12 protein-coding genes are annotated in these 14,615 nt (G+C 61.8%); 7 read left to right on the forward strand and 5 right to left on the reverse strand.

Features of this window, described 5'->3' with window-relative positions; genetic code table 11:
- Positions 1 to 47: 47 nt before the first annotated feature.
- A complete protein-coding gene (locus tag ACWKY3_RS03350) occupies positions 48 to 1,931 on the reverse strand; it encodes an FAD-binding protein (protein WP_449315000.1) in 1,884 nt (627 codons plus the stop codon).
- 284 nt (positions 1,932 to 2,215) lie between these two features.
- Between ACWKY3_RS03350 and ACWKY3_RS03355 the strand changes: the two genes are divergently transcribed.
- From ACWKY3_RS03355 to ACWKY3_RS03365, 3 genes are all read left to right on the forward strand, one after another.
- Complete coding sequence (locus ACWKY3_RS03355) at positions 2,216 to 3,748, forward strand: response regulator transcription factor (protein WP_449315001.1); 1,533 nt, start codon at positions 2,216 to 2,218, stop codon at positions 3,746 to 3,748.
- A gap of 549 nt (positions 3,749 to 4,297) precedes the next feature.
- Complete coding sequence (locus ACWKY3_RS03360) at positions 4,298 to 5,818, forward strand: IMP dehydrogenase (protein WP_449315002.1); 1,521 nt, start codon at positions 4,298 to 4,300, stop codon at positions 5,816 to 5,818.
- A 391-nt stretch (positions 5,819 to 6,209) separates the two neighbouring features.
- Positions 6,210 to 6,521, forward strand: coding sequence for a response regulator transcription factor (locus tag ACWKY3_RS03365; RefSeq protein WP_449315003.1), 312 nt, complete (start codon positions 6,210 to 6,212; stop codon positions 6,519 to 6,521).
- 351 nt (positions 6,522 to 6,872) lie between these two features.
- On the opposite strand, the gene ACWKY3_RS03370 is transcribed toward ACWKY3_RS03365, so the two are convergent.
- Positions 6,873 to 7,328, reverse strand: a complete 456-nt coding sequence (locus tag ACWKY3_RS03370; RefSeq protein WP_449315004.1) for a type II toxin-antitoxin system VapC family toxin — start codon at positions 7,326 to 7,328, stop codon at positions 6,873 to 6,875.
- Positions 7,321 to 7,611 carry a hypothetical protein gene (locus ACWKY3_RS03375; RefSeq protein ID WP_449315005.1) on the reverse strand — a complete coding sequence of 97 codons (291 nt, stop codon included), beginning with the start codon at positions 7,609 to 7,611 and terminating at the stop codon, positions 7,321 to 7,323. Before ACWKY3_RS03375 ends, ACWKY3_RS03370 begins: the two co-directional genes overlap by 8 nt.
- 608 nt (positions 7,612 to 8,219) lie before the next feature.
- Between ACWKY3_RS03375 and ACWKY3_RS03380 the strand changes: the two genes are divergently transcribed.
- On the forward strand, positions 8,220 to 8,516 hold the full coding sequence (locus tag ACWKY3_RS03380) for a nucleotidyltransferase family protein (protein ID WP_449315006.1): 297 nt from the start codon (positions 8,220 to 8,222) through the stop codon (positions 8,514 to 8,516).
- 42 nt (positions 8,517 to 8,558) lie between these two features.
- On the opposite strand, the gene ACWKY3_RS03385 is transcribed toward ACWKY3_RS03380, so the two are convergent.
- Together ACWKY3_RS03385 and ACWKY3_RS03390 are read right to left on the reverse strand one after the other, a co-directional pair.
- The gene (locus ACWKY3_RS03385; RefSeq protein WP_449315007.1) at positions 8,559 to 9,485 is read right to left on the reverse strand and encodes a LysR family transcriptional regulator; all 927 of its coding nucleotides are present in this window, start codon (positions 9,483 to 9,485) and stop codon (positions 8,559 to 8,561) included.
- A gap of 130 nt (positions 9,486 to 9,615) precedes the next feature.
- Positions 9,616 to 9,900 carry a ribbon-helix-helix protein, CopG family gene (locus ACWKY3_RS03390; protein ID WP_449315008.1) on the reverse strand — a complete coding sequence of 95 codons (285 nt, stop codon included), beginning with the start codon at positions 9,898 to 9,900 and terminating at the stop codon, positions 9,616 to 9,618.
- Positions 9,901 to 10,469: 569 nt separating this feature from the next.
- Here ACWKY3_RS03390 and ACWKY3_RS03395 point away from each other — a divergent pair.
- The 3 genes from ACWKY3_RS03395 to ACWKY3_RS03405 all read left to right on the forward strand — a co-directional run bounded on the left by ACWKY3_RS03395 (position 10,470) and on the right by ACWKY3_RS03405 (position 14,312).
- Positions 10,470 to 11,804 carry a phenylacetate--CoA ligase family protein gene (locus ACWKY3_RS03395; protein WP_449315009.1) on the forward strand — a complete coding sequence of 445 codons (1,335 nt, stop codon included), beginning with the start codon at positions 10,470 to 10,472 and terminating at the stop codon, positions 11,802 to 11,804.
- A 396-nt stretch (positions 11,805 to 12,200) separates the two neighbouring features.
- Positions 12,201 to 12,860, forward strand: a complete 660-nt coding sequence (locus tag ACWKY3_RS03400) for a LysR family transcriptional regulator substrate-binding protein (protein ID WP_449315010.1) — start codon at positions 12,201 to 12,203, stop codon at positions 12,858 to 12,860.
- 195 nt (positions 12,861 to 13,055) lie between these two features.
- Complete coding sequence (locus ACWKY3_RS03405) at positions 13,056 to 14,312, forward strand: ATP-binding protein (RefSeq protein ID WP_449315011.1); 1,257 nt, start codon at positions 13,056 to 13,058, stop codon at positions 14,310 to 14,312.
- The last annotated feature ends 303 nt before the right edge of the window (positions 14,313 to 14,615 follow it).

The raw sequence follows: 14,615 nt of genomic DNA on the forward strand, positions 1-14,615 counted from the left end.
GGGGCCGCTTGGGTTCGAAGGGCCGAAAGCGATGCGGTGTCCGCCCGCTAGATCTCGGCTTTCACGGTTTCGGCCATGAGGTAGCCGTAGTTCAGGGCGGCGTCGAAACCCATGGCGTAGGGGCGGCCGTCCTTCTCCTCGATGGAGCCGCACACGTCGCCCGCCGCGTACAGGCCGGGGATGGCCTCGCCGGCATCGTTTTGCACGTGTCCGGCGGTGTCGATGACAAGCCCGCCCGTGGTCAGGTAGAACGTGGGGATGCAGGACACCACCCAGATGCCGTTGTGCGTGTCCAGGTAGGGCAGCTTCGAGCGTCCGAACTCGTCCTCCTCGCCGGCGAGCGCGTGGGCGTTGTGCGTCTCAAGCGTGGCTGCCAGCTCGGGAAGCCCCAGCTCCTCGGCTGCGGCTTCCACGGAGTCGTAGTGCACCATGTCGCCGCGGTGCTCGAGGCACTTGTACGTGTCCATGGCGTACAGCTCGTTTTTGTTCGTGGTGATGCGGCCCGCTTCGTCGGTGATGTAGTAGAACGCGCCGCCGTTGGCCTCGTCGAGCAGCGCGCGCCCGAGCACGCCGTGGTTGTTGGACATGATGTTGCCGAACTGCTTGCCCGATGCGTTCACGAGGATGCCTGGCGTGGTCTGGTACAGGAAGGCGATCTCGAAGTTCGATCCGGCCTGGTTCGTGGTGGACAGAAACGCGCCCAGCTCGCGCCCCATGCACTCGATGGCGCCGCCCGCCTGCATGCCCAGCTTTATGCCGTCGCCGGTGGAGCCGGGGGCGCAGTTGAACTTGAACTCCGCGTAAGTAGGGTAGTGCTCTTTAAGCATCTCCTCGTTCGCCGCGAAGCCGCCCGACGTGAGGCACACCGCTTTCGCCGTGACGGTCCAGGTGGAGCCGTCGCGCCCCTTCGCTTTGAGCCCGGTGACGCGGCCGTCGGCATCCTGCGCAAGCTCGGTCACCTCCGTGGCGTACACGATCTGCCCGCCGAGCGCGCTGATGCGGTCCACAAGAAAATCCTTCGCGTATCCGCAGCCGCCCATGTAGCAGCCTGGGGCCAGGTAGGGCGTGACGCCGTAGGCTTTGTTCACGCCCAGGCTGTAGAAGCCGATGCCCATGCCGTGCATCCAATCGACGAGCTGGCCCGAATTCGAGTACATGGCCGTTTGGTAGGGCATCGCGCCGTCGAAGCGGTCGTTTTCGGCGACGAGGTACTTCTGCATGACGCCCAGCATGAGCTCCTTTTTGTACATGGGGTTCTCGTCGGCGCGACCGAGGGCGTAGTTCGTCTGCAGCTGCGATTCCGCAGCGGCCACGCCCGAGTACGTCATGGGCATGGAGCCGCCGGCGATGTCCTGCTTCTCGAACAGGATGACGGACATTCCGGCCTCCAGCAGGCGCGTCGCCGCGACAAGGCCCGCGGTTCCGGCGCCCATGAACGCCACGTCCACCTCGGCGGTTTGCGCGGTGCCGCCGCTGGGGGCGGTGGTGCCCAGGCGGTAGTCCTTCGGGTCGCCGCCGGCGTTTTCGATGGCGTCGGCCACGGCGGTCTGGACGGCCATCGAGGTGGTGGTGGCGCCGGTGACGGTGTCCACGTCGAGGTTCTTGGCCTCCAGGATGCGCGCGGCCATCATCGGCGCGGCGGTGGAGCCGATGCCGATCGTGTCGTCGCAGCGCAGCACGCTCACGCCGGCGATGTCGCCGCCGGCCACGGTCACCTGCACGTACAGCGTGTCGTCGTGGCCCATGGCCGTGCCGATCCACTTGCCGTCGGTGAAGCTTTCGGGGGCGTTCTTTTGCGACTCGGATCCGGTATCGTTTGCCTGGCCGTCGCCTGCTTGCTGCGGCGCGGCGCATCCGGCCAGGGCGCCGAGCGCGGCTGCGCCGCCAAGCGCGAGCGACCCTTTGAGAAAGTTCCTGCGATCAAGTTCCATGCTTGCTCCCTCCTTGTCGTCTTGCTGCGGGATCGGCGGCCATGCCATGCGCGGCTCTGCGCGGCCGCCGGCTGCCAGTATGGGTTGCGGGCGCGGGGAAATCGACACCGGGAATGGGTGCATTTCGCGTCTGCCTGTCGGGCCGACCACTCCCCGATTTTCGGTTAATTTTCGAATCATGCCTGTTCATGCGTTTGCTGATAGTCCATGCGCCGACCGTTTTTCGCCTGCCGCCGCCGTGCTTTTCGCGAAGAGCGGCTACAATACCGAGGGGAGGAGGTCGCGTGGCAAACGGGTTGGCTGACAAAGCGCTGGGAGCGGTGGGGTTCGGTCTGTGCAAGACCGCGATATCGGTTGCCTACATCACGGTGATGGGGTCGGTGTCCCAAAGCGTTGGGTTCGTGTCCGAGCTTGATTTCATGTTCACGATGAACGCCACCTCGTTTGTCACCGCGCTCGCCATCTTGCTGCTGGCGGGGTTCGGCCGCCTGCGTCCGGGAGGCCTGTCGCAAGCGCCTGCGGTCGCCTCGTTGCTTGCGGGGTTTCTTCTGAGCGCGACGGGCGCCACGGCCGGGCTGCCCGTTGGCGCTACGGCTGCGCTTTACGGGTTGCTGTGCGGGTTCGCGCAGATCGTGCTCAACGGCGCGTGGCTTGAGGTGTTTGCGGCCGAGCCCGATGCGGCGACGGGCGTCGCCCAGGTGCTTGGCGGTTTGGGCGTCCAGTGCGCGCTTGTGTCGGCGGTTCCGCTTTTGGGGTCGTTCGCGGCCAGCGTGTTCTCCTTCGTGGCGGTGGCGGTTTCCGCGCTTACGCTGGCGCGTCTCAAGCGTGCGACGACGTTTCCCGCGCAGGCGGCGCTGCTGCCGGCGCGGGGAGAGCGCTTCCGGCTGCTGCAGGCGTACCTGTGCCTGTTCGTGCTCGTGGGCGTGGTGGGCATCCTGCACACCACTGTGCTCGGGTCGCAGTCCGAGCACATCGTGGGCGACGTGAACATGTGGATGCCGCTGGTGGCGGCCACGGCGATCACGGCCGTCGTGGCGGGGTTGACCGTGCTGCATCCCGATCCCGCGGCGGTGTACAAAGGGTGCCTGCCGGTCATGCTGGTGCTCCTCTCGCTGCTGCCGTTTTTCGGCGAGGCGCTGGGCGGGCTTGCCGGCTTGGTGATGATCGCGTGCTACGACGTGTGCGGCATGGTGTTCCTGCTGTTCATCGTCGATCGCGCCCGCACGTTGCGCGTGTCGAGCTACGTGCTGTCCAGCGTGTACCTGGGAGGCTCGGGGCTGTTTTTGGTCGTTGGGCTGGGCATCGGCAACGCTCTTGGCGCGCTGAGCGCCGACCACGGGCTTTCGCTTTTGACGCTGCTTGCGTTTGCGGCCATCTACCCGCTGGCCATCGCGTTCGTGGTGGCTCTGCGGCGCGCGCATCCTGCGGGCGAGGACGCGAAGGAGGCGCGGGATGCGGGCGCGGAGGGCGCGCGGGATGCCGCTGGGGGCGTGGACGAGGGCGCGCGGGGCGCAGACGCGGAAAGCGAGCCCTCGCGCTGCGGCGACGCGCCCGGAGCGGCGCCTGCCGTCGAAGGCGCGCTCGGAACCGGTGTGGACGCGGTGGCGGCGCGCTTCGCCCTGACGCGCCGCGAGCGCGAGATCCTCGGCTACCTGGCGCGCGGCCGCTCGGCCAGGTTCATCGCCGAGGAGCTGGTCATCTCCGAAAACACGGTATGGGCGCATATCAAGCGCGTGTACGCCAAAACGGGGGTCCACTCCAAGCAAGAGCTTATGAGCGTGGTGGAGAAGCAGGCGGGCGGGGACGCGCGGCAATAACCATGCAGGGCGCGCAGGGCCCTTCCCGGCGATTCGACGTTTGCAAGAGGGTTGGGGGAATCGAATCTCCGAGAAGGGGCCCTTGATCGAAGGAGGATGCGGGAGCGCAGCCTCCCCTCCGCCGGGGCGCGGAAGGAGGATGTGGCTGCGAAAGCGTTAGGGTTGAATGTCAGTGCAAGTGCAAGCTGTAGGGGGGGGGTGGGGTGTGCTTGCTGCGACATTCAACCTTGCGACCTTCGACCCGCAACGTTGCAAGGTTGCGGGCATCGCGGGTTGTGTTGCGCCCTCCTCGCTGCGTCTGCGTTCTTGAGCGCCGCGTCTTCGCTACCCTCGCCTCGCCGCGCCTCGCTCGCGCCGCTCTCCGCTTCGCTCGCCCCTCCCCTGACACGAATATTTCTCCACATTCGGAGTTTTCCCGGAACGAGCCTCGCGCGGGCGGCGCCGGCGTGGCTATAATAGCGGGTAGCATCCGATCAACGGACGTCGCCCGGCGCGCAGGTCAGCGCTCGGTCGGCATCCGTCCCACGCCGACCGCAGATGGAGGAGCCCATGGCCTACTATTTCGACGAGCCGTCCCGTACCTTCAACGAGTACTTGCTGGTTCCGGGGCATACGCCGGCATCGTGCGTGCCTGCGGCCGTGAGCTTGAAGACTCCGCTTGTGAAATACCGCAAAGGCGAGGAGGAGTGCCCGCTTTCGCTTAACATCCCCATGGTGTCGGCCATCATGACCGCCGTGTCCGACGACCGCATGGCTGTGGCGCTGGCCACCGAGGGCGGCCTGTCGTTCATCTACGGCAACCAATCCATCGCCGACGAGGCGGCCATGGTCGCGCGCGTCAAAGACTACAAGGCCGGCTTCGTCACCTCCGATGCCAACCTCTCGCCCGACATGACGCTGGGCGACGTGGTGGCGCTCAAGGAGGAATACGGCCACTCCACCATGCCCGTTACCGACGACGGCACCGCGCACGGCAAGCTTTTGGGCATCGTGACCGGCCGCGACTATCGGCTGTCGCGCATGGGCCTGGACGAGAAGGTGTCTGACTTCATGACCCCGCGCGAGAAACTCATCGTTGCGCCGGCCGACACCACGCTCAAGGCTGCCAACGACATAATCTGGGACAACAAGCTGAACTCCCTGCCCATCGTGGACGCGGACGACCGCCTGGTGGCGCTCGTGTTTCGCAAGGACTACGACTCGCACAAGTCCAACCCCAACGAGATGCTGGACGCGCACAAGCGCTACATGGTGGGTGCGGGCATCAACTCCCGCGACTATGCCGAGCGCGTGCCGGCGCTCGTGGAGGCCGGCGCGGACGTGCTGTGCATCGACAGCTCCGAGGGCTTTTCCGACTGGCAGAAGATGACCATCGAATGGGTGCGCGAGCACTACGGCGACACGGTGAAGATAGGCGCGGGCAACGTGGTGGACGCCGAGGGCTTCCGCTTTTTGGCCGAGGCGGGCGCGGACTTCGTGAAGATCGGCATCGGCGGCGGATCCATCTGCATCACGCGCGAGACGAAGGGCATCGGCCGCGGTCAGGCCACGGCCACCATCGAGGTGGCGAAGGCGCGCGACGAGTACTTCCGCGAGACGGGCGTGTACGTGCCGCTGTGCTCCGACGGTGGCATCGTCTACGACCACCATATCTCGCTCGCGCTGGCCATGGGCGCCGACTTCGTCATGCTGGGCCGCTACTTCGCGCGCTTCGACGAAAGCCCGTCGAACAAGGTGATGGTGAACGGCACCTACATGAAGGAGTACTGGGGCGAGGGATCGGCCCGCGCGCGCAATTGGCAGCGCTATGACCTGGGCGGCAAGAAGAAGACCCTCACGTTTGAGGAGGGCGTGGACAGCTATGTGCCCTACGCCGGCAGCTTGAAGGACAACGTGGATGTGACGCTGCTCAAGCTGAAATCCACCATGTGCAACTGCGGCGCGCTCACCATCCCCGAGTTCCAGGACAAGGCGAAGCTCACGCTGGTGTCTGCCACGTCCATCGTGGAGGGCGGCGCGCATGACGTGCTGCTCAAGGACAAAACGCCCTACGTGAGCAACGCGCGCTAGGGAGCGGGCGGCATACGCCAAGGACCCGCCCGCGTTTCGGTGCAGGCGGGTCCTTCTTGTGCGCGCAGGCATTCGCGCTTGTCGTGTTTTCGCTGCGCCGGATTTCCGCCTGCGATTCGCGCGTTTGCGTCGGTGGCCTTTGTGTTTTCAGGTGCAGCGTCGTGCGCTTTCACCTGCGACGGCGTCTTGCGGCTTGCACTTGCCGCGACATAGTCTGCGCTCGATGCGGCATTCAACCGCATTCAACCGCAGCTTGATTTCGCTGCCGCCAACGGTAATGGATCCGGAAGTTTTCGACGATATTTTACCGTCTCTGGGTTTCCGCGAGTCCTCGGCAGCCTCCAATGCGTCACGACGGTAATAGTTCGTGTTCTTCGCTGTCAGGTTCCGTTTGAGAGCTCCTGAGCGGCGTGATGGCTCCTGCGGCGATTCGGATGTCGCCGCGAAGGCGCGCGACCGGTCTGCCGCAGATGTCGGAAGGGAGGCGTGCCTGGTCGTTGCCGAAAGCGCGGGGTTGTCGGCGAGGGAGACGGAGGTGCTTGCGCTGGTGCTCAAGGGCCGCGACCTGCCGTACATAGCCGAGAAGCTGGTGGTTTCGAAGAACACGGTGCGAACCCATATGCGCAACATCTACGCAAAGCTCGGCGTCCATAGCAAACAGGAGGTCATAGACCTTGTAGATGGACAGGGCGGTGAGCGGTAGGCGCAGTGTTTCCGGCGGAACGCGGCACTCAGGCGGCGCGCCGGCGCGCACGTCGGCCGAGGGACAAGGCGGCGGATGGCGCGTGGCTGCTCGTGTTTTTCGCGGTGGTCATGACGCTGCTGGCGCTGCTGGCAGTGCTGGGAGTCACCTCGTTTCCGCAGGTGAAGCGTCGTATGGCTGCTGCGTTTTGGACGAGGCTGCAAAAGGGAGCGTACGTGTTTTTCGGCCTGGTCTACCTGCGCCTTGTCATCGTGCTTCTTTCCTCGGCGCTGGCGGGAGGGGCATCACGGCCGCAACCAGCGTCGCCGTGTACACGGCGCCGTTCGCTCTCTACGTCATTCTCCGCATCCACTAAGCCGTGTCGGACTCCCGCAGGGAAACCTCCTTCACCTCGCAAAACAGATCAAGATAATCCTGGGCTGATAGGCGTCTGATGGTGGATTTGCGAAACGCCTTTTCGTCGCGCGAGATGATGAAGTCCACCGGGACGCTTTCGGCGCAGGCGCAGATGAGGCCATCCTCGAAACCAGGTTCGTTCGACCTGAGGGCAAGGCGGCATATGCCCTCATCAACCCCAAGGATGGTGAACGCATCGAGAGCCGCTTCCACATAGGCGCACGCAGCGGACTCATTGGCGTACTTTGTCAGAACGTAGTAGACGTCTTTCAGGGAAGAGGCGGATACGTACCCTGTTGCGCCCCCATACGCAATCTCGTCGAGGAGCAGCGTTGCGGCAGCCCACCCTGGCCGCTCTCCCATAGCTGCGTCGAGGAGGATGTTGGTGTCGAGCAGCAAGGCTTTACTCATAGCGGCTCGCAATCAGGTCCTTGATCTGCGCATCCGACAGGCGCCCTACGGCCTCGTTTTTGTGCTGCCGCGAGAAGTTTTTGAGCGTGGAGATGGCGGCTTGCTTCCGCTGCGTTTCGGACGTGCGTGATGGACGGGGCAGGCTCTCTCCCTGGCGAATGGCGTCTATAAGAACCGATCCGCAATACTGACCGTAAGACATACCAAATTCTCGTCGCGTCATCGCGTCTGCATACGCAAGCGCATCCCTGTCAACTCTGCTTGAAAACGTTTTCGTAGCCATAATCACCCGCCCTTTCTGGTGTGTACACAAGTTTACGTCTATGAAAGAAACAAGTAAACACCCATGTGCCGACGGGACGGCGCCAACGAATAAAACAGTATTGCCGGATGGGGTAATGCGCGGTAACGGCTCCGGGAGGCCCCTCGGATGGCGAGAAATCACCGAAATCGGAAAACCTTGCGGCCCCGCCCCTCCATGGTGCAAGAGAAATACCAGGTCGGTGATTGCGCAATGCTGTCGAGAGGCATGCTCGTGCGGTTTCATCTTCCGACTTCGGTGATTTCTCGCCATCCGAGGGGTCTCCCGAAGCTTTTTCACCAGATTGCGACACCTTGGGACCGTCAGGGGAGTCGTGCCGCGATCAAGCGCAAAAAACGCCTGGTCGAGGAAAGACGATCCGGTGCGAATCCTCTCCGTCTTGCAAAAACGGTCCTTGTGATGTCGCAGTCTGGTTGTTTTCCAGCGATCGAACGGTTTCCTATGCAGTATTTTCTAGTTTGGCTCCATCGCTCAAGAGGTGCGGACAAATGGAGTAGCGCTGCCGGATGGTACAATGCGTAATAACGATTTGGAAAGCTGAGGCGACGGACAACTAAGGTGGTGCGATTGTGTCCTCCGACGTGTACAGTATTGATGAGCTGCGGACGATGGTCTTACCTTTGCTTGATAAGTATGGCATGGCCTCTGCAAGCCTGTTCGGCTCATATGCTCGCTGTGAGGCGCGGGAGGATTCCGACATCGATATCCTTCTTGTTGGTCAACCGGGTTTTCGGCCCCTTGGCATATTCGGCGTTGCGGAAGAGTTGAGCCGTGCGAGTGGAAAGCGTGTCGATGTGTACGAGATGTCGGAGCTGGATCCCGGCCCGTTTCGTGAAACCGTCCTGAAAGAAGCGGTGCCGCTATGAAAACCGACCGCTATCGGCTCGAACGCATTGCACCTTCGATCCCTAATTCTCCCGCGCCTTTACGGTGGGGTTTGCTTGGATGATGGCGTGGAGTTGGTTGATGTAGCGCAGCAGCAGTTCGCTTGGGCGGCGCTCGGCGTGCATGACGTAGCCCACTTGCATGCGCTCGTCCACGTTAAGCGGGATGCTCGCAATGCCCGACTGCATTTCCGCCGAAAGCACGCCGGTGGAAAGCGTGTAGCCGTTATGGCTGGTCAAAAGGTTGGTGAGTGTGCCGCGGTCCGAGATGCGGATGTTGCGCGCGTGCGGCAGGTAGCTCAACGGCTCCTCGGAGTAGTAAAACGAGTTGGAGGTCCCCTGCTCGAACGAGTAGCGGGGGTAGGGCTCCAGGTCGCTCGGCGCAAGCAGCGTGCGGTGCGCAAGGGGATGGTGCTCTCCCACGAACACGTGCACGTCGGCCTCGAACAGGGGATGGTAGGACAAGTTGGCGTCCTCGAACGCTTTCTGCAGCACGCGACGGTTGAAGCCATCGGTGTAGAGGATGCCCACTTCGCTACGAAACGCCCGCACGTCGTCGATGATCTCCGCCGTGGTGGCCTCGCGCAGGATGAACTCGTAGTCGTCGCCCTCGCACGCCTCCACCACGTTCACGAACGCCTGCACGGAAAACGCATAGTGCTGCGTGGACACGGCCAGCCGCAGGTGGGAGGTGCCCTTGCCGGCATAGCGGGCTTCCAGCATATCGGCCTGCTCCACCACTTGGCGCGCGTAGCCCAAAAGCTCGGTGCCGTCGTTGGTGAGCGTGACGCCGCGGTTGCTGCGCGTGAACACGGAAATGCCCAGTTCCTGCTCCAGCTCCTTGATGGCGGTGGAAAGGTTTGACTGCGAGGCGTACAGGTTCTGCGCCGCCGCGTTGATGGAGCCGTACTCGGCGATGGCGATGAGGTAGCGCAGTTGTTGTAAGGTCATGAACGGTCCTTTCGGGGTGTGTGTGCGGCGGGGCAGGCGCGCGGCAGACGCGCCCCGCACCGCCCCGCTCCATGTTGCGCGTTTGCCGCGCGCCGTGCGCGTTTCGTCTCGCCGGGCGATTTGTGCTGCGCTATCCCGTAGCAGCAAGCACGCGCAGCGCTTTTTCTAGTGCTGCTTCGCGCATGAATTCCGATTTTTTGACGCCAGTTGCTTCAGCAGCGCGCGCTATCAGTTCGGCTCCAGATTCCGGACACTTAAAGGAAAGGTTGGCGTTTGGCTCGTGGGAAAGGCGCGGACGACCGGCTCGCAACGCAACAAGGTGTCCGTCCCATGTGCCGCTTTCCCACTCTTGGGCGCGACGTTCAATTTCCTCATCTGTTAAAACATACCCATTGGTAAGTTTATAGTCTGTCATCGCTGCCTCCTCTCGTTGTGCTTAATTTCGTTTCGTATGCGTTTTGATATAGGAGTGTTTGCGTGGTAGATAAGCCATCCTTGCTCAGTAAGCGTGCCAACCATTTCAACCTCACGCCCGTTCCCGTCAACGCCAATCCATACATATTCGGGAAAGTTCGGGCTGTTTGGCCGCAAGGCCTCGTAGTGAGCATGTTGCCATGCATACGCAACGTCCTCTTCCTGTAGCTGAGGATGTCGGCTCAGTATGCGGGGATGGACGATCGGTTTTTCCATATGCATCCCTTACGTAGCTTTTCTACTACTATATTGTACTACTAATTGGTTTTGTAGAGAAGTCCCGAGAGGAAGGGGTCCTCCACAGGGTTATCGGTTTTTTCGATAGCAAAGCATCAAAACATCGAATGATCGGGAAGGTTGTGTTCGCGGCGGGTTCGTGGTTTCATGCAATACGCTGCTTTGCGCGCGGGTCCCGGTGCAGACGGGCGCTTCGCAGGGAGCGCTCCAACGCCAAACTCGGCGGGGCGGGGCGCAGGCGGCAACAGGAACGCACGCGAACAAGGAGCAACCATGGCAAAGGACATTCCCTACGATCAGAAGTACTACGATCCGGAAATAGAATGCATGCCGCGGCCCCAGCTTGAGGAGTTGCAGCTGCAGCGTCTGAAGGACATGGTGGCCTACGCGTACGAGAACACGGTGTACTACAAGCGCGCCTTCGACGAGGCCGGCGTTGCGCCCTCCGACATCCAGACGCTTGCAGACATCGCGAAATTCCCGTTCATCGACAAGAAAACCGAGCGCGACACCCAGCATGTGGGCAGCTTCTTCGGAGAGATGTGCTCCGTGCCCGAGGAGGAGGTCGTGTTCATGGCCACCTCTTCGGGTTCCACGGGCGTGCCCACGGTGAGCCCCTTCACGCAGGAGGACTTCGACCTGTGGCAGGACACCGAGGCGCGGCTGTTCTGGCAGGCCGGCATGCGTCCGAACGACCGCTACGTTCATGCGCTCAACTTCGCGCTGTACGTGGGCGGCCCCGACGTCATTGGCGCGCAGCGCCTGGGCGCGCTTGCCATCTGGGTGGGCGCGGTGCCCTCGGACCGTCTGCTGTTCGTGCTCAAGCAGTATCAGCCCACCATCATCTGGACCTCGCCCAGCTACGCGTGGACGCTGGGTGTGAAAGCCAAGGAGAAGGGCTACGATCCCAAGGTTGATTTCAACATCCACACCATCATCGTGGCAGGCGAGCCGGGCGGCTCCATCAAGTCCACGCGCGAGGCCATCGAGGAGCTGTGGGGCGCGAAGGTGGTGGACTTCTTCGGGCTGTCCGACATCTACGGCGCATGCGCGGCCATGTGCGAGGCAAAGGACGGCCTGCACATCGTGGAGGACCAGATCCTGGTGGAGACGGTGGACCCGGCCACCGGCGAGGTGCTGGAGCCCGGCAGCACGGGAGAGCTCACCTACACCACGCTGACGAAGAAGGCTCGTCCGATGATCCGCTTCCGCACGGGCGACATCGGCTACGTGAGCACCGAGACGTGCAGCTGCGGGCGCACCCATGCGCGCATCCACGTGACCGGCCGCAAGGACGAGATGTTCATCGTGGGCGCGGTGAACGTGTTCCCCTCCGACGTGGAGCACGTGGTGCGCGGCGAGAAGGGCCTGACCGGCGAGTACTCCATCCGCGTGTACGACGAGAACTTCTCCACGCGCTACGAGGTGTCGGTGGAGCGCGCGCACGGTTCCGACGAACCCTACGACGCAGTTGCGCGCCGCGTTGAACAGGCGCTCAAAGCGCATACGGGCGTGCGTCCGGCCAAGGTTATCGTGTATGATGCGGACAAGCTGGGCACGTCGAGCGAACACAAGGCGAGCAGGTTTATTGACGAACGCGGAAAGTAGGTTCCGCCGGTTTACCAACCGGCGGAACCGGCCGACGCTGCGGCCGGCTGTGGCACCGAATCTTCGCACGCTGAAGAAGACTCACGTACCTCAGTTTGGTTGTGTTCCGCCGTTCTGGCGAACAGCGGAGCGGGCCGACGCTGCGAGGGACTGGAGCACGCCGCCTTCGCGTGATCCCAGAGACTCACGTACCTTAAGTACGCTTCGCCTCTGCGATCCCGCGAATCCGGCGCACCCCAGCCCCTCTCGCTGACTTGATTGGACTTGGGTGAAAACCTCGCTGATTCATTTAGACTTAGGCGAAAGACCTCGTTGACTTGTGGACAGGTGCGAGAAACTTCGCTAACCTAACTTGAACTTGAGCGAACGCGATTTCGCTGAAAGGGGCTGTGAATTATGAGTACTGAAGCTACGTTCGCTGTTTCGGGGCAGCATTATTTGTTCAACGTGCAGACGTTTGCGCATGTGGTGTTGGCGTTGGGCGGAGATGCGTACCGCTATGCGCTGCGCGACCGCACCACGCAGGGCGTCATCGACGACGTTGCCGCGGGAACGAGCCAGCTGGGCGTGCTGTTCCAAACCTCCGACACGGCTGATGAGCTGAACGCGGCCTTCGAGGCGGCGGGCCTGGAGTTCGTGGAGCTCATCGCGTCGGCGCCGCGCGTGGCGCTGCCGGCGAGCCATCCTATGGTGAACGCCGAGAGCCTGACGCTCGAAGACATGGAGGACTACCCGTACGTGTACTTCGACCAGGGGAAGGACGCGCCGGCGGCCTTCGCCGAGGAGGCGCTGGCGGGCGTGCCGCGCGCCAAGTCCATCGCGTGCACCGACCGCGCGTCGCTTTCCGAACTCATCGTGGCGCTCAACGGCTACACGGTGACGAGCGGCATTCTGGTGGGCATCTCCGACGGCGCCAGCCTCAAAACCGTGCCGCTGGACACCGACGTGACGCTGCATCTGGGCTACGTGGTGCGCAAGGGCGAGGAGCTGGACGAAACGGCCCGGCGCTTCGTGGACACGCTGGAGAAGAACCTGGCAAAATACGCGCGGTTCTAACGCGCTCGCCCACGTCGCGCTTCCCAGCGCCCGACGGCCATCCCGCCGTCGGGCGCTTTCGCGTTTGCGGGGCGACGTTGGCAAAACTTCTCGGCGCGGTTCTTCACAACAGTATCCCGTTTTGTTCATTGCAATTGACAAAATTTACCTTTGAGACTACTTTGTCAATTACAATGAACAAAATTGGAGGTTATCATGATCGAACGCCCTCTTTATCTCGATAGAATTCGTCCATTTATTGGGAAACCTGTCATTAAAATCGTGACGGGCGTTCGTCGGTCAGGCAAATCGACGTTGCTCAAGCTCGTGCAGGCCGAACTTAAGCAGCAAGGTGTTCCTCATAGCCGCATTTTGGACATCAATTTTGAGGCATACTCGAATCGCCGATTGAAAGATGCGGACGAATTGTACGAGCACGTTGCGCATTGGATACAGAGTTCGGATGGCGATGCCGGCTTACGGTATCTGTTCTTCGATGAAATTCAGGAGGTCGAAGGTTGGGAGCGCTTTATTCCCGGCTTGTTGGCGGAGTTCGACGTTGATGTATATCTGACCGGTTCGAACGCTCGCTTTCTTTCAAGCGAGTTCGCCACGTACCTCAGCGGACGGTATGTTGAATTCAAAGTGCTTCCGTTTTCATTTTCCGAATTCGTCCGTTTGCGCTCGAACGGAGGTGACTCGCGGACGATGCAAAAGTTGTTTGATGAGTATCGCGTGCTCGGTGGCTTTCCGTTTCTGGCGCATCTGGATTACGAGCCTGATCCTTGTCGGGAGTACCTGCTAAGCGTGTACGATACCGTCGTGCTCAAAGACATGGTGGAACGTGAAAACGTAAGGGATTCGGCTCTGCTTGGCCAATTGCTGCCGTTCCTCATTGCGAATGTGGGTCATACGTTCAGCGGCCGCAGTATCGAGCGCATGCTGCAAGGGGAGAACATATTCATTTCAATAGGCTCGGTTCTGAAATACATCCAGGTGGCGTGCGATGCTAACCTTTTCTACCGTGCTTCGCGCGTAGATGTTATGAGCAAGAAGGTTTTTGCGAACCAAGAGAAATACTATCTGGTTGACCATGGTTTGCGTGAAGCGGTGTACGGGAGCAATGATCGCAACATCGATCAGGTGTTGGAGAATATCGTGTTTCTGGAGTTGCTGCGCTATGGCTGGACAGTGACGGTGGGCGACAGGAAAAAAGACGAAGAGTCGGGGGCGTCAGGTTCGCGGGAGATTGACTTCGTCGCTTCGAAAGGGTCGCGGAATCTGTTCATCCAAGTGTGCTATTTGTTGGCATCGGAATCAACGATTGAGAGGGAGTTTTCGGCGCTGGAAGGCTTGCGGAGCGATTTTCCCAAGTACGTTTTGTCGATGGATGAAATCGACAGGAGTCGTAACGGCATCATTCATAAGAACGTGCGGACATTTTTGCTGGAAGCGGATGAGATTCTAGCGTGATGTCCGGCCGTCGGTTTTGTCGGGCAGCGCTCTTTTCCAGCTTCGTCGTGGCGTTGAGCGTCGTTTCGACGGCGCGGGGGATTGGCTGCGTATGTTGTCGCCTTCGCGATCCAGGACAATGCGAAGGCAGCTGGAACGCTTTTTGATGCCCGTCATCAGGGGCCGCATGGCATGGAGGGCGCGAAAGAAGCGCGAATGTAACCCTTGCTACAGATTTCAGTGACGCAGGCGACAGCGCGTGACCGTCCGAATGCTTACCATGGGAAAGGCGAAAGAAGGAGCGAAGGCGTCAGCTGCGGAGCG

It is taken from the genome of Rubneribacter sp. (assembly GCF_965361815.1).